This is a genomic window from Mycoplasma iguanae (genome assembly GCF_024722375.1).
GTDB lineage: Bacteria > Bacillota_I > Bacilli_A > Mycoplasmatales > Metamycoplasmataceae > Mycoplasma_M > Mycoplasma_M iguanae.
On the sequence record NZ_CP102734.1, the window covers coordinates 60082 to 85822 of the forward strand.

At 28.3% G+C, this 25741-nt stretch carries 25 protein-coding genes; all 25 read left to right on the plus strand.

The annotated features are described in order from the left end of the window. Positions 1 to 113: 113 nt before the first annotated feature. The 25 genes from lepA (at position 114) to NV226_RS00355 (ending at position 25741) form a co-directional block, all read left to right on the plus strand. Complete coding sequence (lepA, locus tag NV226_RS00235; protein ID WP_258210912.1) at positions 114 to 1916, plus strand: translation elongation factor 4; 1803 nt, start codon at positions 114 to 116, stop codon at positions 1914 to 1916. 17 nt (positions 1917 to 1933) lie between these two features. Beyond that, positions 1934 to 2791, plus strand: a complete 858-nt coding sequence (locus NV226_RS00240) for an MSC_0882 family membrane protein (protein ID WP_258210913.1) — start codon at positions 1934 to 1936, stop codon at positions 2789 to 2791. A gap of 235 nt (positions 2792 to 3026) precedes the next feature. Then, complete coding sequence (locus NV226_RS00245) at positions 3027 to 3965, plus strand: L-lactate dehydrogenase (RefSeq protein ID WP_258210914.1); 939 nt, start codon at positions 3027 to 3029, stop codon at positions 3963 to 3965. A gap of 228 nt (positions 3966 to 4193) precedes the next feature. Further along, a complete protein-coding gene (gene rplK / locus NV226_RS00250) occupies positions 4194 to 4769 on the plus strand; it encodes a 50S ribosomal protein L11 (RefSeq protein WP_258210915.1) in 576 nt (191 codons plus the stop codon). Further along, positions 4769 to 5458 carry a 50S ribosomal protein L1 gene (gene rplA / locus NV226_RS00255; protein WP_258210916.1) on the plus strand — a complete coding sequence of 230 codons (690 nt, stop codon included), beginning with the start codon at positions 4769 to 4771 and terminating at the stop codon, positions 5456 to 5458. The genes rplK and rplA overlap by 1 nt, the downstream gene beginning before the upstream one ends. 54 nt (positions 5459 to 5512) lie before the next feature. Next, complete coding sequence (rpmH, locus tag NV226_RS00260) at positions 5513 to 5659, plus strand: 50S ribosomal protein L34 (protein ID WP_258210917.1); 147 nt, start codon at positions 5513 to 5515, stop codon at positions 5657 to 5659. Positions 5660 to 5661: 2 nt separating this feature from the next. Further along, positions 5662 to 5991, plus strand: coding sequence for a ribonuclease P protein component (rnpA, locus tag NV226_RS00265; protein WP_258210918.1), 330 nt, complete (start codon positions 5662 to 5664; stop codon positions 5989 to 5991). Further along, complete coding sequence (yidC, locus tag NV226_RS00270; protein ID WP_258210919.1) at positions 5978 to 7744, plus strand: membrane protein insertase YidC; 1767 nt, start codon at positions 5978 to 5980, stop codon at positions 7742 to 7744. Before rnpA ends, yidC begins: the two co-directional genes overlap by 14 nt. 91 nt (positions 7745 to 7835) lie before the next feature. Next, complete coding sequence (pth, locus tag NV226_RS00275) at positions 7836 to 8414, plus strand: aminoacyl-tRNA hydrolase (RefSeq protein WP_258210920.1); 579 nt, start codon at positions 7836 to 7838, stop codon at positions 8412 to 8414. Beyond that, positions 8380 to 9261, plus strand: a complete 882-nt coding sequence (tilS, locus tag NV226_RS00280) for a tRNA lysidine(34) synthetase TilS (RefSeq protein ID WP_258210921.1) — start codon at positions 8380 to 8382, stop codon at positions 9259 to 9261. Before pth ends, tilS begins: the two co-directional genes overlap by 35 nt. A 78-nt stretch (positions 9262 to 9339) precedes the next feature. Then, positions 9340 to 11439: an ATP-dependent zinc metalloprotease FtsH gene (gene ftsH, locus NV226_RS00285; RefSeq protein ID WP_258210922.1), complete on the plus strand. Its 2100-nt coding sequence runs from the start codon at positions 9340 to 9342 to the stop codon at positions 11437 to 11439. Positions 11440 to 11490: 51 nt separating this feature from the next. After that, entirely contained in the window at positions 11491 to 12042 is a 552-nt protein-coding gene (yihA, locus tag NV226_RS00290; protein ID WP_258210923.1) for a ribosome biogenesis GTP-binding protein YihA/YsxC, read from the plus strand. Positions 12043 to 12154: 112 nt separating this feature from the next. Then, positions 12155 to 12598 carry a 30S ribosomal protein S6 gene (rpsF, locus tag NV226_RS00295; protein WP_258210924.1) on the plus strand — a complete coding sequence of 148 codons (444 nt, stop codon included), beginning with the start codon at positions 12155 to 12157 and terminating at the stop codon, positions 12596 to 12598. A gap of 2 nt (positions 12599 to 12600) precedes the next feature. After that, the gene (locus tag NV226_RS00300; RefSeq protein WP_258210925.1) at positions 12601 to 13113 is read left to right on the plus strand and encodes a single-stranded DNA-binding protein; all 513 of its coding nucleotides are present in this window, start codon (positions 12601 to 12603) and stop codon (positions 13111 to 13113) included. Between the two features lie 31 nt (positions 13114 to 13144). Next, positions 13145 to 13387, plus strand: a complete 243-nt coding sequence (gene rpsR / locus NV226_RS00305) for a 30S ribosomal protein S18 (protein ID WP_258210926.1) — start codon at positions 13145 to 13147, stop codon at positions 13385 to 13387. 97 nt (positions 13388 to 13484) lie between these two features. Next, entirely contained in the window at positions 13485 to 15467 is a 1983-nt protein-coding gene (locus NV226_RS00310; protein WP_258210927.1) for a GGDEF domain-containing protein, read from the plus strand. Next, positions 15448 to 15885, plus strand: coding sequence for a 50S ribosomal protein L9 (gene rplI / locus NV226_RS00315; RefSeq protein WP_258210928.1), 438 nt, complete (start codon positions 15448 to 15450; stop codon positions 15883 to 15885). The genes NV226_RS00310 and rplI overlap by 20 nt, the downstream gene beginning before the upstream one ends. Positions 15886 to 15902: 17 nt before the next feature. Continuing rightward, complete coding sequence (gene dnaB, locus NV226_RS00320; protein WP_258210929.1) at positions 15903 to 17273, plus strand: replicative DNA helicase; 1371 nt, start codon at positions 15903 to 15905, stop codon at positions 17271 to 17273. Continuing rightward, positions 17274 to 18479, plus strand: coding sequence for a CNNM domain-containing protein (locus NV226_RS00325; RefSeq protein ID WP_258210930.1), 1206 nt, complete (start codon positions 17274 to 17276; stop codon positions 18477 to 18479). 37 nt (positions 18480 to 18516) lie between these two features. Continuing rightward, the gene (locus NV226_RS00330; RefSeq protein WP_258210931.1) at positions 18517 to 19617 is read left to right on the plus strand and encodes a YitT family protein; all 1101 of its coding nucleotides are present in this window, start codon (positions 18517 to 18519) and stop codon (positions 19615 to 19617) included. Between the two features lie 203 nt (positions 19618 to 19820). Beyond that, positions 19821 to 22787, plus strand: a complete 2967-nt coding sequence (locus NV226_RS00335) for a fibronectin type III domain-containing protein (RefSeq protein WP_258210932.1) — start codon at positions 19821 to 19823, stop codon at positions 22785 to 22787. Positions 22788 to 22869: 82 nt separating this feature from the next. Next, on the plus strand, positions 22870 to 23415 hold the full coding sequence (rsmD, locus tag NV226_RS00340) for a 16S rRNA (guanine(966)-N(2))-methyltransferase RsmD (protein ID WP_258210933.1): 546 nt from the start codon (positions 22870 to 22872) through the stop codon (positions 23413 to 23415). An 8-nt stretch (positions 23416 to 23423) separates the two neighbouring features. Further along, on the plus strand, positions 23424 to 24002 hold the full coding sequence (gene gmk, locus NV226_RS00345; protein WP_373423269.1) for a guanylate kinase: 579 nt from the start codon (positions 23424 to 23426) through the stop codon (positions 24000 to 24002). Then, the gene (locus NV226_RS00350) at positions 24003 to 24740 is read left to right on the plus strand and encodes a PP2C family protein-serine/threonine phosphatase (RefSeq protein WP_258210934.1); all 738 of its coding nucleotides are present in this window, start codon (positions 24003 to 24005) and stop codon (positions 24738 to 24740) included. It begins immediately after the preceding gene. Next, positions 24740 to 25741, plus strand: a complete 1002-nt coding sequence (locus tag NV226_RS00355; RefSeq protein ID WP_258210935.1) for a serine/threonine-protein kinase — start codon at positions 24740 to 24742, stop codon at positions 25739 to 25741. Before NV226_RS00350 ends, NV226_RS00355 begins: the two co-directional genes overlap by 1 nt.

A 25741-nucleotide genomic window follows, 5' to 3' on the forward strand; every position in this document is an offset into this window, starting at 1 on the left:
AAAACTAAAATTACTATTATTTTTTTATTTTTATAATATTTTTTTCACAAGAAAGTATTTTCAAGATATTCCAAACATTAAAAGAACTTATTTAATATATAATTTAAAAACTTATGACTAAAGATAAAATTCGTAATTTTTCTATCATTGCTCACATTGATCATGGAAAATCCACATTAGCTGACAGAATCTTAGAAAAAACAGGTGCTGTTACACAAAGAGAATTAAAATCACAACATTTAGATTCAATGGATTTAGAACAAGAACGCGGTATTACCATTAAATTAAATGCTGTGCAATTAAAATATAAAGATCATATTTTTCATTTAATTGATACCCCAGGTCATGTTGATTTTACATATGAAGTATCTCGCTCTTTAGCGGCTACGGAAGGAGCACTATTATTAATAGATGCAACTCAAGGAATTGAAGCACAAACTTTAGCAAATGTTTATTTAGCTGCTGAAAATGATTTAGAAATTATTCCTATTATTAATAAAGTTGATTTACCTTCTGCAGATCCTGATCGTGTAAAAGCTGAAATTGAAAATGTTATCGGAATACCTGCTGATGACGCTATTTTAATTTCTGCAAAAACAGGTAAAAATATAGAAGCTGTATTAGATGCAGTAATTGAAAAAATCCCGGCACCAAAAGAATCTTTTGATCTTGATTTACCATTAAAAGCTTTAGTATTTGACTCTTATTATGATCCTTATCGTGGAGTAGTTTTACTAATAAGAATTAAAGAAGGAAAAATTGCATTAGGGGATCAATTTATATTTATGTCTTCAGGTAAAAAATTTCATGTTGTTGAACTTGGAGTAAGAACTCCTGCAGAACTTAAAAAAGAAGAACTCCAAGTTGGTGAAGTTGGTTGAATTGCTGCTTCAATTCGTGATGCTAAAGATGTATCAGTTGGTGATACTTTAACACTGACAAAAAATCCTGCAACAGAAGCTTTACCAGGTTATAAAAAATTAAAACCTGTAGTTTATACAGGTTTTTATCCAATTGATGGTAAAAATTATGATTTATTAAAAGAATCATTAGAAAAAATTTCTTTATCTGATTCCTCAATTACTTTTGAGCCAGAAAGCTCAAAAGCTTTAGGATTTGGATATAGAATAGGATTCTTGGGAATGCTGCACATGGAAATTTTACAAGAAAGATTAGAAAGAGAATTTGGTGTAGATTTAATTGCTACAGCGCCTTCTGTAGAATTTCATATTTACAAAACTGATGGTTCAATGGAAGTTGTTGCTAATCCTTCTTTATTTCCAGATCCAACATTTATTCAAAGAATCGAAGAACCTTATATTAAAGCATCAATTATGTTGCCTGAAAATTTTGTGGGTGATATTATGCAACTTTGTCAAAATAAACGAGGAGTTTATGTCAATATCGAGTTTATTGACAGAACAAGAAGAAAAATTATTTATGAGCTTCCGCTTGTAGAAATTATTTTCGATTTTTTTGACAAATTAAAATCAGTTTCTAAAGGTTTTGCTTCTTTTGAATATGATTTAATTGGTTATCGTGAATCAAAACTAGTAAAATTAGATATTTTATTAAATGGTGATAAAGTTGATGCTTTATCAACAATCACTCATAGAGATTTAGCTTATAATACAGGTAGAAATTTAACCCAAAAATTAAAAGAAGTTATTCCAAGACAATCTTTTGAAGTACCTGTTCAAGCTGTCATTGGATCTAAAGTTATTGCAAGAGAAACAATTAAAGCTTATCGTAAAGATGTTACAGCTAAGCTATATGGTGGTGATGTTACTCGTAGACAAAAATTATTGAAAAAACAAAAAGCTGGAAAAAAACGGATGAAAGCAATCGGTTCTGTAGAAGTTCCCCAAGAAGCCTTCTTAGCTATTTTGAAAACAGATAATAACAAAAACAAATAAAACTTGAAGGAGAAAAAATGAAAATTAAACCACGTGTAAATAATTCAGATTTTTTTTCTGATACAGAATCTTTAGAAATACAAAAACCTTGAATTCCTGATACTAAACATCAAGATCCCAAGGAAATTATTTCTAGCGGAATTTATAAAGTTTTTCGTATTGAAAAAATAATTCATTTTTTTAATACAGTATTATTGTCTACCTTGTTGCTTGTTTCAACACTTTTTATTCTTGCAATTCACTTTAATTGATTTAAATTAATTAATAAAGAATTAGAATTCACTTGAAGCTGATACATTTTGCCAGCAATTGTTATTGCTTGTGCTTTAACAAAACTTTCATTAACTTTAATTGAATGAAATGCTTTGAATAAAACTATAAAATACTATAGACAAAGTCTTTTAAAAGATGAAAAATATACACCTTCTTATGTAGTAAGACTTTATAAAAATACAGTACTAAAACAAGTACATCATAATTGATTAACTATTTTTATTGTTTTTTATGGGTCAATTTTTACAATTTTATTTTGATTATTAAGAGATCAAGTTTGATTAAATGGTTTAATCGATTTTAAATCCATTATTAATCAATTTTATTTTTCACCAGAAACAATGACGATAATTTTTAGCGTAGTTTTAATTTTAATAATTGTCCTACAAGTTGTTTTTATGATTATCAGAAGAAAAAAAATGATAGATATTGAAACATTTTTTGGTCATGAAGTCGTTTCAGAAAGTCAAGTGATTGAAATCAAAAAACAACGTAATAAAATCTTATTTAGATTATTTATTTTTTCAATTGCAATAATCTTAATAATACCAATTATTACTTTGTTGATTGTTAAAGCATTAATATCTAGAAAAAGAAAATAAAAAGCCTACATACCAGAGGCTTTTTATATATAAAAAAACAATTCAAATATTTAAAAATAAATGGATTTTTAAAGACAATAATGAACTTTTTAGATTGTAAAAATCCATTTATTTTTTTTATTCTTATCATAAGCAAAAAAATTATTTTTTTTAGCTTATAATATTCCAGGACTTATTTTAGTTTATTATAAATATAATAATTTTTTAAATCAAATAGGAGTAAATATTTTTTAATATGAAATCAAAAAAAATTGTTCTAGTTGGATGTGGTGCTGTTGGTACTTCTTTTATTTATTCAGCAATGAATCAAGGTTTAGCTAATGAATATGGATTAATTGACGTGTTTTCAGATTCAATGGAAGGAAATGCAATGGATTTAGAAGATGTTATTGCATCTTCACATAGAGATTTTAATGTCTACACAACTTCATATGATCAAGTAGGAGATGCTGATATTATCGTTATTACAGCAGGTAGACCACAAAAACCAGGTGAAACACGTTTAGACATGGTTAATGACAATGTCAAAATTATTCGTGGGATTGCCCAAGAAATTAAAAAATCAGGTTTCAATGGTATTACAATTATCGCCTCAAATCCTGTAGATATCATTACTTATGCTTATTTACAAGAAACAGGATTTGAAAAGTCAAAAGTTATTGGTTCAGGAACAATTCTTGATACTGCACGTTTAAAAAGAGAAATATCAAAAAGATTAGGTTTCTCAACTTCATCAATTGATGCTTATGTTATTGGAGAACATGGAGATAGTTCAGTTGTAGCATATTCAACAATTTCAGTCGCAGGTATTCCTTTCAAACAATTTGAAGCAGAAGCAGGAATTAATGAGTCAAATTATGAAGAACTATTAGAGACAGTAGTTTACAAAAAAGCTTATGAAATTATTAAAAGAAAACGTGCAACTTATTATGGAATTGGAGCAGCTTTAGCAGCTTTAGTTAGAAACATTTATGCCAACTCTAAAAAAGTTATAGTAGTTGGAGCAACTCTTGAAGGTGAATATGGTCTTTCAGGATTAAATATAGGTGTTCCTGCAATTATCGGTCAAAACGGGATTGAAAGAGTTGTTGAACTTCCTTTAAATGAAAAAGAAAAAGAAAAACTTCATAAATCAGCTGGAGTTTTAAAAGACATTTTAAAACAAGTAATTTAATAAAAAACAAACGCATTAAAGTGCGTTTTTTTTATGCAAAAAAGGCTAAAATAAATAGAAACATTTTACAAACTAAAATCTAAAATTCTTAGCATTTTTATACTTTAAAAGCTTACCAAATTATAAATTTATGTTATAATTCGCAATGCAATATTACACATTATTGCCTCTAGTGAGTGGGAGATATTATCGTTATTACCACGCAGAGATTTTAGAAAGGAATGCTCGATGGCTAAAGAAATAGTTCGTGTAGCTAAATTGCAGTTTAATGCAGGTCAAGCAAAACCTGGTCCAGCTCTAGCTGGTTTAGGAATTGTTATGCCTGAATTTACAAAGCAATTTAATGACCAAACAAGGGACAGAGGAAATGAACCAGTCCCTGTTGCTATTACAATTTATAAAGATAAATCATTTGATTTTAAATTATTTACTGCACCAGCTTCATATAAAATTATGCAAGCTGCAAAATTAGAAAAAGGTTCAAGTAATGCAAAAACAACAATCGTTGCAACAATTACAGAACAACAATTAAAAGAAATTGCTGAATATAAATTACCTGATTTAAATACAGATAGTTTAGAAGCAGCGATGGCAACAGTTGCTGGTACAGCAAGAAATATGGGTGTATTAGTTGAAGGTTGAGACAACATTGTTGCTGCTCAAGCAAAAGCAAAAGCAGCAGCTAAGGCTGCATCAAAAGCAGCTCAAGCTCAAGCGCAATTAGAACAGGAAGCAGCTCGTTTAGCTGAAAATAAAGAATTTGTAGAAGCTGAAGTAATTACTGAAAAAGTTGGTGACCAATAATGAAAAAAATCGGTAAAAAACTATTAGAAGCTAAAAAAATGGTGGATAAAACAAAAGTTTATACACTTGAAGAAGCAATGAAATTAGTAAAAGAAACTTCATATACAAAATTTGATGGTTCAGTTGATTTAGCAATTAAATTAAATTTAGACACCCGAAAAGCTGAACAACAATTAAGAGGTTCAATTGTTTTACCAAATGGAACAGGTAAAAATGTTCGTGTACTAGTTGCGACAGACTCTCCTGAATTACAAAAAGCTTCAAAAGAAGCTGGGGCAGATTTTATTTATACAGCTGGTGAATTAGAAGAAGTTTTAAAATCAGATAATTATAATTTTGATGTAATGGTTGTTGAACCAAAAATGATGCCTTTATTAGGAAAATATGGGAAAAAACTTGGTCCTAAAGGTTTAATGCCAAATCCCAAAACTGGAACAGTTACTCCAACACCTGAAAAAAGTGTTGAAGAACTTAAAAAAGGTAAAGCTAATTATCGTGCTGATAAAGCTGGTATTGTTCATTCATTGATTGGTAAAACTTCGATGTCAGTGGAACAATTATCAGAAAATGCTCAAACCTTAATCACATTAATTAAAAAATTAAAACCAAGTGTTGTTAAAGGTACATATGTACAAAATTTAACAGTTTCTGCCTCAATGGGTCCTTCAATTAAAATAAAAATTGATTAAAAATTTAATACTAAGTATTAACTAAAAAATTTATATTAAAAAAAGGAGAATCCTATGAAAAGAACTTATCAACCTAACAAAAGAAAACACATAAAAACACATGGTTTTAAAGCAAGAATGGCTTCAGCTAAAGGTAGAAAAATTTTAGCTGCAAGAAGAGCTAAAGGAAGAGTTAAACTAACTGTCTCAGACAAAAAATAAATATGTCTAACTTTCAACGTCTTAGAAAAAATTGAGAATTTCAAGACATCATTAAACAAAAACAACAATTAGTTTCTAAAAATATTGTTTTATATTTTCAAAAAGCAGAACAATTTACAATTGGAATTTCCATTCCAAAAAAGAATTCAAATGCTGTAATGAGAAATTATTATAAACGCCAAGTAAAAAGTATTTTAAGATTAATAGATACAAGTAATATTAATTATAAGGTTGTGTTTATCGCTAGAAAAACTTTTTTACATCTTTCTTTTTTTGAGAAAAAAAATGAAATTTTTAAAATTATAGAAAGGTTGAGACTTGAAAAAAAATAATCGTCCAAGCTCTTATGATTTTTTCAAACGTGGTGATAAAAAACCATCATTTAAAGATGTACCAACTAAAGAAAAAGCCAAAAAAGCTTGAAAATGAAGCCGGATTCTTTTTTATGTTTTCATGTTTGCAACTGTTTTAACAGGGTGTATTCAGACTTTTACTTTATCAAATTCTACAACTGTAGGTACAGGGGTTGAATTTTATAATTCTAAAACTGAAATTTCACCTAAATCAACCGTTTTTGAAGTTAAAAAAGTAGATTCAAAAAATAATGAGACTACAAAAAGTCAACTAATTAGTACTTCACAACGTAATGTAATTACAGGACGTAATGATGAAGAAAAAGCTGTTATTGCTGATTTATATAAAATTGCAGAAGAAAATGGTGGAGAATATGGTAAATATGGAACTCGTTCTTCATTAGTTTACTTCGTAAATAATAATAAAATTGATTATAAACCTATTCAAAAAACAGATGGAACAAAAGAATATTTATTTTATCATTCAACTTTTCAAAAATATGAAGCTAAAGCTGAATGAACAGATCTTTTAGTTCCGACGATAAAAATAGTTCATGAATCAGATGCAACTAAAGGGGCATTTAAAAATACAATTTATACAATAAGTAAATCACCCGTTTTAGCTCCTTCAGTTAAACAACATGCAACTTTTGCTAGAGATGTTTTACAGGTTTTATATGAAAAAATTGCAAATTCAGAAGATTACAATAATGATAAGTTAAAGAGCGCTTTAACAGATGTTCAACAAAACGGAAATTTAGCTTCTGAAGCAAATATTACTTTAGTTAATAATTTTAAAGAAGCAATTGATCCTATTTTAACAGCTACAAGTTTTTCTTTCCCTACAGCAAGTAAAACTTATGAATATAATTATTTAGATTATAATCCTATAGCTTATGGCGTTAATATAGATAGTAAACCAATTATAACTTGGACTCAAGCTTGAGAATTAGGGCCATTTTTCGGTCTTGTGGTTTGACCATTAGCTAGAATAATGGCTGGAATTGTTTATGCAATGCCTTTCTTAAGTGGATGAGAAGCAATTGTTGCTTTAATTGTTGCTGTTATTATCACACGTATAGTAACCCTTTTATTCACTTTCAAATCTCTGTTTATGCAAAGTAAACAAGAAGAACTACAAGTGAAAAAAGCAAAAATTGATGCAAAATACGCTCCATACAAAGGTAATAAGGAAATGGAACGTAGACAAAAACAAGAAGTGGCTGAAATGTATAAGAAAAATAACTTCAGCCCGGCTTCAATGTTTACGCAAATATTGATTTCTATGCCTATCTTTATTGCGATGTGAAGAGTTATTCAATCAATTCCAATTATTGAGTCAACTACATGATTAGGTATGGATTTTTCAGCTACTTCATGGCGTGAAGTATTTTATGAAAGAAATTGAATATATTTAATTCCAATTATTTTTGCAATCATTATTCAACTAATTGCTCAAATCCTCCCAAGATTACTAAATAGGCGGAGTAAAAACGCAAAAAGAATGATGAATGAAAATGAAATTGCTGCAATGAAAAAGCAACAAAAAACACAAAATATTATGATGGTATTTCTTGTGTTATTCTATGTGCTTTGGCAAGCCGGTATTCAATTTTATTCAATCATTGGTGCCGTTTGAACAATAGGACAAGCACTAGCATTATATTTCTACAAAAAGTCAAAGCATTTCAAGGACAAACTAAAGCCGTGACTTTTCAAAGAAAATAAATAGCACTTTAAAATAACTTTCAATTAATTTGAAAGTTATTTTTATTTCTAAATTTAAAAATTTATTAATAATGTTTTTTATTATAATTAAATTTATGAAATTAATTATAGGGTTGGGAAACCCGGGTGAAAAATATCAAAATACCAAACATAATATTGGTTTTAATGTGGTGGATTTAGTGGCAAAAAAATTGAATGTAAAACTGAAAAAAACAAAATTTTCAGGCTATTATTACAAAGGTGATGATTTTATTCTTGCCAAACCAATGACTTTTATGAATTTATCAGGCAATTTTGTTCAACCATTTGTCAATTTCTTTAAAATTAAAAAAGAAGATATTCTAATAATTTCTGATGATGTAGATCACAAAATAGGGCAAGCAGTTATTAAAACGAAAGGCTCTTCAGGTGGTCAAAATGGATTAAAATCTATTTTTGAACAAATGGGCACAAGTGATATTGCACGTTTAAAAATTGGCATCAGTCGACCACATGGAAATAAAACAATGTCAAGTTATGTTTTATCCCCTTTTAGTAAAATAAATCAACCTATTATTGATAACATTATTAATTATTCAGCAGAAATAATTATTGCTTATCTTGAAGGTGAAAATTTAGGAAAGTTAATTAATACATTTAATGAAAAATATAAAAAAAATATTATTAGCAGTTAGTGGCGGGCCAGACTCGATGTACCTGCTTTGAAAGTATCGCAAAGCTAATGTCATAGTTGCTCATGTTAACTATAATAAGAGATCTGATTCACATTTAGATCAAGAAATTGTTGAAAATTTTTGTAAAAAATATAATATTCCTCTTTTTATAAAAAAGATTAAAAAAAATATTGAAGTGAAAAATAACTTTCAAAATTGAGCAAGAGAAGAACGTTATAGTTTTTTTTCTGAAATTTACCATAGAGAAAAATGTGATTTTTTATATTTGGCACATCATAAAGATGATTTTATAGAAACTGCTTACTTTCAAAAATCTACTAATCGTCAGCCTCGTTACTATGGTATACCTTTTCATACTATTTACAAAAATATGGAAATTATTCGACCCTTATTACTAATATTATGGAAAAATCAAATAAGCAAGAAATTAATCAATAAAAATATTGCTTTCAGTATTGATAGCACAAACGTAGAACCAATTTATACAAGAAACAAAATTCGTCTCTATTTAGCAACAAAATCAATATTTTACAAAGAAGCAATTTTTATGCTAACTTGAATCACAAATTTTCTAAAATTTTTTATTAACAAAAAATTAAGTTATGATTATAAAAAATGAGAGAAAAATAATTTTGATAGTAGAGTATTTACAAAATTTAAAAACAAAAATAAATTAGTTTTTTTGCTTATCAATAATTATTGTATTAATGTGAAATTAACAAGCAAAAAAATCCAAGGAATTACAGATTTTATCACAGCATCGAGGGGTAGTAAATTTTTTATTTTAAATTCAAAATACTTAATTGAAAAAAAATATAATAGAATAAAAATAATGAAAAAAGAGTAGTGTTTTGCTATAATTTATTACATTTTTGTAGCAAATTTATGATGATAAATTGCATACAAATTTTTAGGAAGGATAAAAATGAAAAGAATGAAAAGCAGTTCCTTATGATGAGGTGCCATTCTAACAATTATAGTTGTTATTATTGCTATTTTAATTATATGAAACTTCTTACCAAGTGGAACCACTTACAAAGACGAATCATACCTTTATCAAAGAGCTCTAACAAATGCTGCAAGTGAAACTGATAATAATTATTTTAAATCTATTTTATTTGCACTAAATGGTCCTGAAATTCACGTAACAGAATCATTTGTTAATCCAGCATCAAATAACGGCATTTCATCTATAAGTTATGTAGTAAAAATGTCTGGTGCATCATTTAGTCAATGACAAAATAATGAATTTTTAATTCCAAATATTCAACCACAATTGACTTATTTCCAATTATTGGAAGCTGCATCAAAAAATACAGCTGGAAATATTTCGATTGCTCATACAGGAATTGTACAACCAAACTTCTTTTTAGCAAATCTATGAAACTTCTTACCAATGCTTGTAATGATTATTATCTTTGCTTCAATGTTTATTTATGCAAGAAGAATGTCTAATGGATCAAATGGAGCCGGCGGAGCTGGAATGTTTAATCCAGGAAGAAATCAAGCTCAAAAAATTAATTCTAAAGTTAAATTCTCTGATGTTGCCGGAAACACAGAAGTTAAAGAAGAAGTTATGGAGCTAGTTGATTATTTAAAAAATCCAAATAAATACGCAGCAGCAGGAGCTAAAATTCCTAAAGGTATTCTTTTAGGAGGCCCTCCAGGAACAGGAAAAACTTTAATCGCAAAAGCTACAGCTGGAGAAGCCGGTGTTCCTTTCTTCTTTATTTCAGCATCTAATTTTGTAGAAATGTATGTAGGGGTTGGAGCTAAAAGAGTTAGAGAATTATTTAAAGACGCTAGAAAATCTGGTAAAGCGATTATTTTCATTGATGAGTTAGATGCTGTAGGTCGTTCACGTGGTACTGGTCTAGGTGGTGGAAATGATGAAAGAGAACAAACTCTAAATCAACTTTTAGTAGAAATGGACGGGATGGAAGAAAACACTGGAATTTTAGTAATTGCAGCTACAAACCGTACTGATGTTTTAGATCCTGCTTTACAAAGACCAGGAAGATTTGACAGAAGTATTAATGTTAATTTACCTGATGTAAAAGAACGTGAAGAAATTTTAAAACTACATGCTAAAGGTAAAAAACTTTCTCCTGAAATTAAATTTAAAAATATTGCCAAAAGAACTCCTGGTTATTCAGGAGCTCAATTAGCTAATGTTATTAATGAAGCTTCAATTCTTTCTGTGCGTGAAAAAACCGCTTTCATTACTCCAGATCAAATTGACGAAGCCATTGACCGTGTAATGAGTGGGCCTGCAAAGAAAAATCGGGTAATTACCGAAGAAGAAAGAACAATGGTAGCTTACCATGAAGCTGGACACGCTGTTGTAGGTATCAGATTAGCAGGTGGAACTAAAGTACAAAAAATTACTATTATTCCTCGTGGTTTTGCTGGTGGATATAACTTAATGCTTCCTGAACATGAAAAATATAATGAAACAAAACGCGGGCTTGAATCATCTATTGCTTCATTTATGGGTGGAAGAGCAGCAGAAGAAATTATTTATGGTAAAGAAGAAATTTCTACAGGTGCTGCCAATGACATTGAAAAAGCCACAAAAATTGCTCGAAGAATGGTAACTGAATTTGGAATGTCAGCACTTGGTCCAATTCAATACGAAGAAGCGCAAGGTTCTCCCTTTTTAGGAAGAGATTATAATAAACATAGTGCTTTTTCTCAAGTTGTAGCTAATGAAATTGATACAGAAGTAAGAAAAATAATTTTACATGCTGAAGAAATTGCTAAAAAAACAATTAAAGCTAATATGGATCTACTAGAATTAATTAAAAATGAATTATTAGAAAAAGAAACCATTGTGGCTGAAGAAATTGAATATTTAGCTAAAAATTTAAAACCTTTACCAAAAAAAGAAAAAGAAGTTAAAAAAGAAGTTGAATATAAACCACATTCTTTAGATGATTTAATTGGTGAAGTACAGCAAGAAAAAAAAGAAAAAAGAAATCATAAAGATGAAGAATCTTTAAAAGATGAAACTGAAAATAAATAATAAAAAGTTCCTATGTTTTTAAATATAGGAATTTTCTTTTAAAAGGACAATATGTGAAAGTTTATCATTTCTGCATCAAAAAAATCTAATTGATATCAACATTCTAACAAAGAAATTTGTTTTATTGGTCGATCTAATGTTGGAAAATCTTCCTTGTTAAATGCTTTAGCAAAAACTAAAATTGCTAAAACTTCCAATACACCAGGAAGAACCCAATTAATTAATTATTTCAGTGATGACTTAGAAAATATCTATGTTGATCTCCCGGGTTATGGTTATGCTCGTCTTTCAAAAGTGGCACAGGAAAAAATGTTTGCCATGATTGAAGAGTATTTAAAACATTCTTCAAATCTTTCCACTGTATTTTTACTTTTTGATGCCAACATTGGTTTAACAAGTGATGATCAATTAATGATTGCTTTTTTAGAAAGTATCGGACGTAAAACAATTTTAGTAGGTACTAAAATTGATAAAGCTAATCAAGCAATTTTACATAAAACCAAAAAGCAGTTAGAAGCATTAAAATATCAATCTATTTTAGTATCTTCGGCTAAAAAAACCAATTTAGAAAAATTACAATCAATAATTTTGGAACAATTTTAGGTTTATATAATATAATTCTATGGAGTTTTTTGATTTTATTCAAAAAACGGACATAAAAATTCCTTGATCCAAAGTAATCAATTATTGGATCCAGAGACCAGAAGGAGGCCGAATGGCTAAATACGAAATTATGGCAATTTTAGCGCCAGGAGAAGATGTAAGTACTGTATCAAAAGTTGCATCTGACGTTTTCGGACAAGAATCATTAAAATCTGTTGAAAAACTTGAACGTACAGAACTTGCATATCCTATTAATAAATCAAAAACAGCTGTGTATGTTCTAATGGTACTTGAAGCTGATGAACAAAAAATTTCTGAATTTGTAAGATTAACAAATATTTCAAAAACAATTTGAAGAGTACTTGTAATTAATTTAGATTCTGAAAAAGGATTGAATAGAAAAACTACTGTCAAAAAAATAAAACCAAGACCTGCATTTGTTAAAAAAACATTTAACAGTACTGGACGTCGTTTTCCTAACCAAGATGGAACAAGAGCTCCATTTCAAAGAAATACTGAAGGTTTCAAAAAACCAGAAAGCAAATCAACTAACTAATAATGAATAAAGTTATTATTATCGGAAGAATTACAAACGACGTAATATTAAATACCACCAAATCTGGAGTAAATTATTTAAAATTTACTGTAGCAGTTAAAAGAGATATGGCAATAAATTCTGAAACTACAGATTATATTCCTGTAGTTATTTGAAGAGGGCTTGCTGCGAGCATTTCAAGAATGGCAGCTAAAGGATCTTTAGTAGCTGTAGAAGGGTCACTTTCTTCAAATCGTTTTGTAAATTCCCAAAATCAAAACATGACTTCTTATGAAGTTAATGGTGATAAAGTAACTTTATTGGAAACTCGTTCAATCACTGAACAAAGAAAAATGAATAATCAAAGTTGAATGGGAGAAAGTAAATTAATAAACCCTTTTGATCCATCTGCACCCGAACTGCATTTTGTTGAAACTAATCAAGCATTTAATGCAAATGTTGAACCTTCTTCAACAGAGCAAAATGATTCATCTCAAAATGATGAAGATGAATGAACTTTAGATGATTTATATTAATTTAAATACGATATAACCACAGGAGAAAACTATGATCAAAAAAATCAAAAAACCGGGACGTAAAAAACCGTGTAATTTTTGTCAAGAGAAAATGGATTACATCGATTACAAAAAAACAGAAATCGTTTCTCGTTTTGTTAATCTACATGGAAAAATTTTACCTTCAAGAGTTACTGGAACTTGCGCAAGACACCAAAGACTTTTATCAACCGCAATTAAAAGAGCTAGATTTGTTGCCTTAATTCCTTTCGTTTCAGAAAGAATTAGAAAATAATCAACAAATAAATAATTATTAAAAAACACCAATTTTATGGTGTTTTTTAATTTCTCTTTTGTGTGTAGTTAAGTTACTTTTGATATAATAAACCAGTATGAAATCAAAAACTAAACACATTATTTTAGGGATTTCGCTAGCGTCTTTAATTTTAGTTATTGTATTAATAACTTTAAGCTTGCACTTAATCCAATTAAATAAAACCGCTACTTTAGTGTTTTTATTTTTAATTTTATTCTTGTTTGTCCTATTTCTTTTATTATTATTCATTTTTAATACTGGAAGTTTGAAAAAATTTCAAGCTGTACAAAAAGGTATGAGCGATTATATTGATGAAGAAATGGCAAAAAGTGGCATGGGTGTTGTAATTTTTTCTTCAATTGGAAAAATTATTTGAATTTCTTCTTTAGTAGAAGAAAGATTTGGTCAAAAACTATTAAATAGTTTCATTGTTGATTATTTTGATTTTCGAAAAAATGTGCGAGCTAAAATTTTAAATTATAAATTTGTCCATCAAGCACACACTTATGAAATTAAAGTAAATTTAGTAAATAATATATTAACCATTCGCGATGACAGCTTCAAGGCTGCAATTATTCATCAATATGAATTAGAAAGAATGGTAATTGGTGAGCTAGAAATTGATAATTTTCAACTTCTACAAGCTACTTTAGCAGAAGAAGAAGTGTTTAATATCCAAAATATTGTCATCAGTCTTTTGGAAAATTTAAGCAACAAATATAATCTGATTTACCGTCAATATGTCAATGGTAAATTTTGAATTATTACCGATGAAGGAACTTTACGCCAATTTCAAAAAAAAGATTTTAGTTTATTTAGTAATTTAAATAAACAAATTAAAAATGAACTAATCAAAAATGAAATTTCTGTTTCTGTTAGTTTTGCTTATGGAATTTCAAAACTATCTGAATTAACAGAATTATCGAAAAAAGGATTATTAAATTCACAATCTCGTGGTGGCGATCAAATTTCTTTAGTAAAACATGGTTCAAAAATTCTCACTTATGGTTCAACCATTGAAATGAAAACTGGATCAAGCCGTACTTTAATTAATAATATTTCAAAAAAAATTATTAAAAAATTAAATGACCCAGAATTAAAAAGAGTGATTATTTATGGCCATAAAACTATGGATTTAGATGCCTTAGGTGCAGTTTATGGTTTGGCTAAATTTTTTCAAAAATATGATAAAAAAGTTTATATTCAAAATTCTACTTTTGACTACACAACTAAAAACTATATTGATGCTAATTTTACTTCAGAAGATAAATCATTATTTATCAAACCATCAATTGCTAATAAATATACTAATATTAAAACCCTAATTTTTATTTGTGATACTTCAGAACTTTCAAGAATTGAAAATCCGGAAGCTTTTATAAAAGCAAAACCAGATAATATTTTTGTTTTTGATCATCATCGAGCAGGTGCACAACCAGATTTCTGTCCAAGATTTAATCAATATATTGATACAACAGCTTCATCAGCTTCTGAGATTGTAACGGAATTCATTAATTTTGCCTCACCCAATCCACAAAAAATGATTGATGATAAAACAGCACAAGTATTATTAAATGGAATTTATATGGATACTAATCAGTTTCAAAAATCTACTTCAACAAAAACTTTTACTGCAGCTTCCTTACTATATGATTGAGGAGCTACCCCGCAAAATGCAGTAGATACATTAAAGATGACTGAGGAAGTTTCTCAACAAGTAAAAAAATTATTAGAAACTTTAACAGAAGTGAGACCTGGTTATTTTTTAGCATATACCGAAGAGGAATTATCAACCGATGTAGTTTCCATTGCAGCGGATGAAGTTTTAAGAATTAAAGGGAGAAAAGCAGCATTTGTAATTGCAAGAATTGCCAAAGATGCATACAAAATGTCTGCTCGTGGAATTAACACTAATGTCCAAAACATCGCCGAATCTCTAGGCGGTGGTGGTCATTTTAGTGCAGCAGCTGTTATCTCTCAAGGTGAAAGTTTAGAACAATTTACAAGCAATATTAAACAAGCGATAGTGAGTGTGAGAAATGAAAGTAATATTAATTAAAGATTGCAAAGACGGAAAAGCTAACACAATAATTGATGTAGCTCCAGGCTATGGAACTAACTATTTAATCAAAAATGGTTTTGGTTTACCTTATAACGAAAAAACTAAAGCAATTTTAAATAAAAAACTTAGCGAATTAGAATCAGAAGAACAAGCTAAAAGATTAGAAGCTACAAAATTGAAATACGAATTAGAAAACTTAGTTTTGGAATTTCAACTAAAAGAGACTAATAATTTAATTCACCATTCAATTAGCAATAAAAAAATTGAAAAAGCAATTTTAGATAAAGGATTTAAATTACCAAAACATTCTTTAGTTGAAAATGAACACATTGCATCTTTTGGTACTACAGTTGTAAAAGCAAAAATTTATAAGGATATTATTGCTAATTTACAAGTAAAAATCACTAAAGAATAATAAATATCAGGAGTATAATGAACAATTCCAACTTAAAAAATTTAGATCTTGAATATGCAGTTTTAGGATACATTCTTTTAAATCCTGAAAATCTGGAAAAATTTATTATTTATTTAGATGAAGAAATTTTTTCAGATCCATTCAACAAAGAAGTTTTTAAAGCTGTTAAATACATTCATGATCAAGAAAAACATTTAGAAGATAATTTAATTTATCACTATTTAAGACAAAATAACAAATTTGATTTTGTTGGTGGTGAAAAGTTCATTTACATGCTAAAAATTAAAGCAGGACTTGAATCAAATATTTTAACTATGATTCAAGAACTTGACCAAATTGCTAAAAAGAAAAAAGTTGCTCAACTGTCAACTTCAATTTATAAACAAACTCATGTTGAAGGAATCGCTTTAGATCAGCTTATTGATGAATTTGAAAAAAAATTATTAGAAATTATTAACAATAAAGCTTTTAAAGACCTAGAAAATATCGAAGAAATTTCTTATCGTGTTTTAGAAGAAATTAAAAGAAGAAGTTTAAATCCTAATGATTTAAAAGGACTACCTACTTCCATTGGTCCATTAGATCAATATACCTCCGGTTTACAAAAAGGTGATTTAATTATTGTGGCAGCTCGCCCATCTATGGGAAAAACTGCCTTCGCATTAAATTTAGCAGTTAATGCTGCTAAAAATGACCCAGAAAGCTATGTCGTTTTCTTTTCATTGGAAATGGCATCCAATGATTTAGCAACCAGAATGCTATCTACAGAAGCTGCAGTTCCTGGAAATTATTTAAAAGAACCTGCAAAATTAAAAAGAGAAGATATGGTAAAACTAAGTTTTGCACAGAAAAGATTAGCAGAATTCAATATTTTAATTGATGATGATGTTTCAATTACACTTTCAGAAATGTATTGAAAATTAAAGAGACTAAAAAAAACAGTTAAAAATATTAGTTTAATTGTGATTGATTATTTACAATTAATTTCTATCACAAAAAAATCCAATAATAATGAAAATAGACAAATTGAAGTTTCAAAAATTTCAAGAACTTTAAAACAAATAGCCCGTGAATTAGAAGTACCTGTAATTGCTTTATCTCAACTTTCAAGGAATGTTGAAAAACGAGAAGACAAAATGCCTATCCTTTCTGATTTACGTGAATCAGGAGCAATTGAACAGGATGCCGATATTATTCTCTTTTTATATCGTGAAGAGTATTATAATAAGAATAAAACAGCTTCTAATTCCAACACCAAACAAGATGTTATTATTAACATTGCAAAACATAGAAACGGACCTACAGGAAAATTTATTTTAGATTTTGAACCTTCACGAGGTCAATTTACAGAAAAAGCTGATTCACAAACCAAAGGAGATGATTTTTAAATGGAACCATGGCTCGTCAGTTTAATTATTATCATTTTAATTATTCTAATTATTTGTTCAGCATTATTTTCAGCGCTAGAAACTGCTTATGGATCAATTTCTTTAGCTAAATTAGAACAAGAATTACATAAAAAATCTTTAACTAAAAAAATTATTGAAAAACATTATAAACATTTTGGTAGAACATTATCAACTATTTTAATTGGTAACAATCTAATTAATATTAGTGCTTCTTCAATTCTATCTGCTTTTTTAGGAGTATTAATTTCTAATGAAACAGTTGTAGTTTTAATAACAATGCTTGTAATGACTCCTATCATTGTTATTTTTGGCGAAATTATCCCTAAAATATTTGCAAGAAAATATCCATTAAAATATGTTAAAAGAGTTTTTTTAATTATGGAATTTTTCTACATTATCTTTTTCCCTCTAACTTATCCAATTTCTAAATTTGTGAAATCAGAAGAAGTAACAAACACTGAAAAAGATTTAAAAACCTTTTTAGCAATCGGCCACAAAGAAGGAATTTTAGAAAAAAAAGAAGCTTTATTAGCTATTAATGCTTTAGATTTAGATTCAGTACGGGTATCTAAATCTTACAAAAAAATCAAAGATGTTTATTTTGTAGAAGCATCTTGGACTTTAAAAGAAGCTAAAAAAGTTTTTCTAGATACAAATTACTCGCGTTTACCTGTTAAAAAAAATAATCGTTTTATTGGGATTATTTTATTAAAAAACATTTGAAATCATAAAAAAGGTTTAGTAGAAGATTTTGTTACAGATGTGCCTTCTATATCTTACAATACACTTTTAACAAAAGCGATGGAAAAAATGCGTTTAGAAAAAGCACAGTTTGCTTTTGTAACACAAACTAATAATTCTAAAAAAGTAATTGGTATTTTAAGTTTTGAGGACATTATTGAAGAACTTGTTGGTGAAGTTTATGATGAAAGTGATGAAGAAATTGACATTTATGAAATCAATTTACAACATGCAATTGTAAAAGGTGATAACAAAATTTCTAAAATTAATAATAAATTAAATTTTAGTCTTCCTAATGAAGATCTTACATTATTGCAATGATTAGAAAAAATTTCACAAAAAGACGTTAATATGAAATTTAAATTCAAGTACAAAAAATATGAATTTAAAGTTGTGGAAAACAAACGTAAGTCTGTGCCAAAAATTGAAATCAATCAAAAATAATTTAATTCTTGATTTTTTGTGTTAATATCTATAAATTATGTTTAAATTTAATAACAAAAAAGGCAATAATCCATTCCATTTATCTTCTATAAAATTTCATAAAAAATTGTGGCACAATCACTGTATTGATAATGAAAGAATCATTTTAACTAATAATCATAAATTAAATATTTTAGATTTCATTCGTAGATATCCTTATGGCTTATTAATGATGATTATTTCTTCATTAATTTTTAGTTTGGGAATTAACATTTTTGTTATTAGATCTCAAACAATTCCCACAGGTTTAACAGCAATCCCAATAGTACTTTCTTATATTTGACCAAGCATCCAAAACTACTTTTCTTTAATCTATTTAGCAGTTAATTTACCATTAATTATTATTTTTTTTAATAAGGTAAAAAAAAGCTTTATTTATTTAACATTATTTTGAATGATTTGTCAAATTGGGTGAGAACAAATTATAAATATTAAAGTTATTAATAATTTTTTAATCCATCATACTACCATTGTTCCAGGCTGAACAGCACAAAGTTCTAATAATTTATGATTGGTTATTGTCTATACCTTAATCGGTGTATTACTTGCAACTATTGCTATTGGTTTATCATGAAAATTTGGTGGTTCATCTGGAGGAACAGACATTATTTCTTATTATTATTCAACCAGAAAGCAAAAAGCAATTGGAAAATTTATGTTAACTATTTCTTTATCAATTGCTTTTTGCTCTTTACTATTACTTTTCATATTAGGAAAAACTGGATTAGCCCAGCACTCAAGTATTAATGAACTATTCGGAATTAGAACTTTTGCTACTTTAATATGAGTAGTAACGCTGTCAACTGGGGTTAATATTATTTATCCCAAATACAAAAAAGTACTTGTGACAGTTTACACAACAATGCATGAAGATATTAGAAATCACTTAAATGAAATCAAGTATTGACATTCATTCAATATTTGAGAAGGTATATCAGGATATACAGGGAGAAAAATTCAAAAAATAGAAACAGTTGTTTTAGTTTTAGAAGTAAATTTTTTGATAAAACACATTAAAGCAATTGATCCCCAATCTTGAATTACAGTACGGGAAGTATCAATTCTTTCTGGGAAATTAGATACTACTAAAATAGATTAAAAATATTGAGTTCAATATTAAGGGATTTTTACAAAGAAAATGTTTTTTTGTTATAATTTAAGATATTTTAGACTAAAAAAATATCTTAAAAATAAAAAGATAAAAACAGATTCACTAAAAAGGCACCCAGATTAATGCAATAACTATTTTTAGTAAATTTGAATATAATTATTTCATTTGAAATGCAAGGAGTTACAAAATTTATGAATAAAAAAAGTTTAATAGGCTTAACAATCGCTGGTCTTTCTGTTGTTGGTATTTCAGCAATTGTTACAGGTGTTGTTTTAACTTCTAAACAATCAAAAGAAGCAGCAGCAGTTCCGGTAGCAGAAAATCCTGTTGTTACCGAAACTAGCTATACAGTAACTGTTAAAAATTTAGCTGCCCAAGCAAATAAAGAAATTTCAGTTTTTGTTAAGTTAGCTTCAGAAAGTGCTTTCCCTGCAACAGCTTCACAAAAATTAACAGTTTCTGCAGAAGGTAAAGCAGCGGTTAATCTTTCAGGATTAAAAGCTTCATCAAAATATGATTTAGAACTAAGAGAGGGAAACAAGTCTCTATTTTCAGATAAGTTTGAAACAAAAGCTCCAGTTACTACTTCACCTACTACACCTCAACCAGTTCCTAATCCTCAACCTGTTCAACCTCAAGCACCAACCCAACCAACTAACACAACTTCAGTAACAACATCAAACATCACAGATAAATCAGCTACCCTAACTTTTGATAATCTAAGTGCATTTCAAGGTAGAAAACTTTACGTAGAATACAAAACATCAGATGCAGATACAACAACACCAACAAAATCAACAGAAAAAGATTTAACAGCACCAAATACAACTTTAACTTTTGAGTTAACAGGTTTAACATCAAATAAAACTTATACATTTGAGTTAAAAGCAAACAAAACAGATACTGAAACTGATGATGTATCCATTTTTAAATCATCAGCAACAACTCACTTTAAAACCGAACAAACTAAAGCGCTTATTGCTGTTCCGCTTCCTACAGGTTTACTAATTTCTTTAGAAGGTTTAAAAGATTATGAAGGTAGAGATTTAGTTATTAGTATAACTAAAAAACCTGCATCTGCTGCAGCTCCAACAACCCCTGCACAACCAGCAGCAGGCTCACCTGCATCTTCAGATGCAGCAGCACCAAAAGCAGAAACAACTTCTGCAACTACTTCAAGTTCACCAGCGCCAGCAACAACAGATAAATCAATTCTTAGTTTAACTGGAAGAGTTATTAATGGTCAATTAACAGTTGAAGCAAAAGAACTTACAAGTGAAACAGATTATGAAATTCTAGTAACTACAGCAGATCAAGCTAAAGATATTGTTTTTTCATCAACAACAGTTAAAACATTTAAAAAAATTGAAGCTACAAGTTCAAATCTTGCTCCTTCAAGTGCTGAAATTGAATTATCAAATTTATCACAAGAATGAAAAACTCAAACATTAATTGTTAAATACGCTTTAAAAACTAATGAGTTAAGTGAAGAAGTGAATTTAAATGAAGAAAATGCACAAACTATTGAAACAGTTTTACCTAATTCAATTAATGAAACTTCAACAAAACACAAAGTTGTTTTAAAAGATTTACAACCAAATAAAGATTATATTTTCCAAGTATATTTTAAAGGTTCACCTGTTTCTTTATTAGATGCAGCTAAAACTTTTAAAACTACTTCTTATGTTGCTGTTAAACCAGCTACCACAGATGCAGCTAACCCACAATTAGGTCCTCAATCAGCACAAATTACTTTTGTTGATTTAGGTGATTACAAATCTAAAGAATTATTTGTAAAATTTATTGATTTAGATAAGTCATTAACAGACTCATCAGCTCAATCAACTTCAGCACAAAAAATTGAAGAATCTGACACTGAAAAAGGATTTTCTTTAACAGGATTAGATTCTGAAAAAAATTACAGATTCAATATTTATATTAAAGATACTTCATTACCTCTTTTAAGAGAAGATGGTCAATTTAAATCATTGAAATCAATTGTTTTAAAATTAGATAAAATTACTGATAATAATGCCCAAGCAGTATTTACTATCCTAGATGATTATGTAGGGAAAAAATTAAAACTACAATATCAAGAAATAACAAATCCTGCTCCTAGTGTATCTCCTACTTCATCTGGTACAGATGTAGCGCCAGCAGCAGCTGCAGCATCAAGTGATACTTGAAATGACTTATCTTCTTCTGGAACTTTTGAAGTTAGTGAAGCAAATAAAACTACTCACACAATTAACCTAGAAAAAACAACATTTAGTCCAGATAAAAAATGAAAATTGCGTGTAGTACTTGAAGAAGGAAGCACAGTTGTTGTGCCTCCTTCAACTGCTCTAGAATTTCAACTACCAAAATTAGAATTAAAAACAGCTACAAGAAAAGTTTCAATTAAAGCAGAACAACTAGATAACTTCAAAGATAAAACTTTAGTTGTATCATATAGATTAAAAACTGCTTCAACTTGAACAACATTTACTCCTGCAGAACCAACTTCATTATTAATAACTGAAACAAACAAATCATTAGATTTTGCAATTGAAAACTTAACACCAAACAGTGATTATGATTTCAAAATTGAAACAACAGATAATGCTGGAAATCTATATGAAATTTTTACAGATTCAACAAATCATAAAATCTTCAAAACATTATCTACACCTGTTTTAGGTACAGAAAATGTTTCAACTGATAAATTTGATGTTGTTGTTACAGGATTATCAGATTATCAAAATAAAAAATTAATTTTACAATACAGAAAAGTAGAAGAAAAACCTGGTGCTTGAACTCAATTTTCAGATGAAAAAACAGTTCCAGCTGCAACCGATTCAAGTCCATCAAAAGTAACATTTAATGTGACATCATCATCATCATCATCATCACTAGAAGCTGGTGCAGAATACGAATTCAAAGTACTGCTTAAAAATGATGATAATTCAACAGAAGAATTATTACAACCACAAAAAATTACATTAGCTTCAACTGCAGCAGCACCAGTTCCTTCAGCACCAGCAGGGGGATCAGGTGGAACTGCAGCAGCAGACTCAAGTTCATCAACTCCAGCAGATTCATCAGGATCAGCAGGAACCGGATCAGATACAGCCGCAGCTTCACCTAATTCATCAAGCAGTGGAACAAGCGCCAGCTAATTAAAAAATAAATTTACATAAAAAAACGTGCTTTAATGCATGTTTTTTTATGTAAATAAGATAAATTTGATAAAATTTTTAGATGTTAAGGATTATAGCTGGCAATTACCGTCAAAGAAAAATTGAGACACCTGATTTAAAGATTACTAGGCCCACAACTGATAAAGTACGGGAAGCAATTTTTTCGTCCTTACATTTTGATCTTCCATCAAGCATTTGTTTAGATCTTTTTTCTGGATCTGGTGCAATGGCCATTGAAGCAGTATCGCGTGGAGCACTAAAAGTGATTGCTTCAGAAAAAAATCCTAAAATTTTTAAAATTTTACAAAATAATTTAAATACTTTAGGTATTAATAATATTGACGCATATTTAATTGACGCTTTAGCACTTTTAAAGCTAAAGCAAAATACAGAGTATGATTTTATATTTTTAGATCCACCTTACGAAAAAATAGAATTATTAAACGAATGTTTAAAAAAAATTCAAGAATATAAATTATTAAAAAAATATGGAAAAATTATTATTGAAACTAATAATTTTTCTCTAGTTATTATCCCTAAGGGTTTTAACATTATTAAAACAAAAAAATATGGTAAAACTACTATACTATTTATTACTAAAATTTAGAGGTTGCTATGAACAAAAAATTAATTATTTTTACAGGTCCATCAGGTGTTGGTAAAGGGACTATCGAGAAACTTCTATTTAAAAATAAAGACTTAAAATTAAAATTTTCTCGTTCTGCAACAACCAGAAAACCACGTATAGGTGAAAAAGATGGAATTGATTATTTTTTTTTAGACCATAAAACTTTTGAAGACAAAATTGCAAATAATGAATTTATTGAATGAAATAAACATTTTGATAATTATTACGGTACATTACATTCAGAAATTGATGGAATTTTAAGATCAGGTTATAATGCTTTTTTAGAAATAGAAACTACAGGAGCATTAAATATTTTAGATTTTTATATTAAACGCAATAAACTCGATAATATTATTTCTATTTTTGTTATGCCTCCTTCACTTGAAGAATTAAAATCACGTATCATTAATCGTGGTACAGAAAATGAAGAACAAATTAATAAAAGATTAAAAAAAGCTGAAAATGAGATAAAAATTGCCGATAAATTTAAACACAAAGTAATTAACGAAAATTTAGAACAAGTAACAGAAGAAATTAAAAACATTTTAAATCAAGGGTTAAATTAAATGGAAGTTTTTACTAAATCTGAAACAGGAAATTATCGCGAAATTAATCAAGACAGAATTAAAGTTTTACAAAATGATAATTTCATTTTAGGTATTTTATGTGACGGTATGGGTGGTCATGCAAAAGGTGAAATAGCTTCAGCAACAGCTATTAATACTTTTGAACGTTGTTTTTATGAATTTAATACGCCAAAAAATAATCCAGAGCAAGTAAGTAAATGGTATAGTAGAGTACTAAAAAAAATTGTCTTAGCAATGAATTTAGTAGCACGCACTTCTGATGGTAGCCCAGATATGGGAACTACATTAGTGAGTTTTTTAAAGTTCCACAATTCCGACAATATTTATATTTATAATATCGGTGATTCACGTGCTTATGTTTATAACAATATTTTAAAGCAAATAACAGTAGATCAAAATAAGTGAAATTATTTAGTTAAAAATGAAAACTATTCAGAACAAAGAGCTAAATTAGTACCGGGTGCAATGCATTTGATGTCATCTTTGGGTCCTAATAAAAAACGTGCTGCTGAGTTCTTTTTTATCAATAATGTTGCAATTAAATATATTCTTTTAACTTCAGATGGTATTCATGATTTTTTAGAAAAACCTGTTATGGAAAGAATTTTCTTTGAAAAATCTTCATTAGAAGAAAAAGGACAAAAATTAATTAAATTAGCTCTTGAAGCTGGTTCAGATGATAATGTATCAGTTGTGCTTGTGCAGGTGAAAGATTAATGTTATATCCTAACTTTAAACAATTACATCAAAAATATATTCTAAGAAGCAAAATAGGCCAGGGAGGTATGTCCAAGGTCTATTTAGCTATTTCAAAAGAAAATAGTTTAAGGTATGCCATAAAAATCATGGACACTCATCCTGATCGTAAGGAAGCAAACAAAAAGCGTTTTAGAGATGAAATTGTTATTTCCAAAAAAATTAATTCTTCTATTGTTTCACGTGTACATGATTATTGCTTTGATGAAGCTAATGATGAATACTATATTGTTTTTGAATATATTGAAGGAGAAATTTTAAAAGATATTATTCAAAGAAATGGTGGACTCACCATTGATTTAAGCGTAAATTATGCAATGCAAATTGCTGAAGGATTGTCACACATTCACCAAAATCATATTATTCATCGTGATTTGAAAAGTTCTAACATCATGATTGATAACACTAATTCAGTAAAAATCATTGATTTTGGAATCGCATTAAGTAGAGAATCTCAAAGATACACTAGCACAAACAAAATAATTGGTTCAGTTCATTATTTACCCCCTGAAGCCATTAAAAATTCTAATTCAACTAATAAAGCAGATATTTATGCTTTAGGTATTATTATTTATGAGATGCTCATTGGGCAAACACCATTTGCTAGTGATGAAAATCTTTCAGCAGTTGATATAATCAAAAAACATCAAAAAGAACGGATTTTTTCAGTAAAAAAATGAAATCCTAATATTCCGCAATCTTTAGCAAATATCATTATCAAAGCAACTGCTAAAAACCCGGATTACCGTTATGAATCTGCTATTGCTTTATATTATGATTTAGAAACATGTTTAAGTACAGAAAGAGCTTTAGAAGGACCTATAAATTTAAAAAAGCAATTATCTCAAAAAAACTTTTTAGATTTTTTAGCTTCTAAATGAGGAATTATATTTTTCTTATCACTAGGCTTATTAAGCTTTATAATAATGTTAGTTTTGGTAATGCTAGTGGAAGGAAATTAA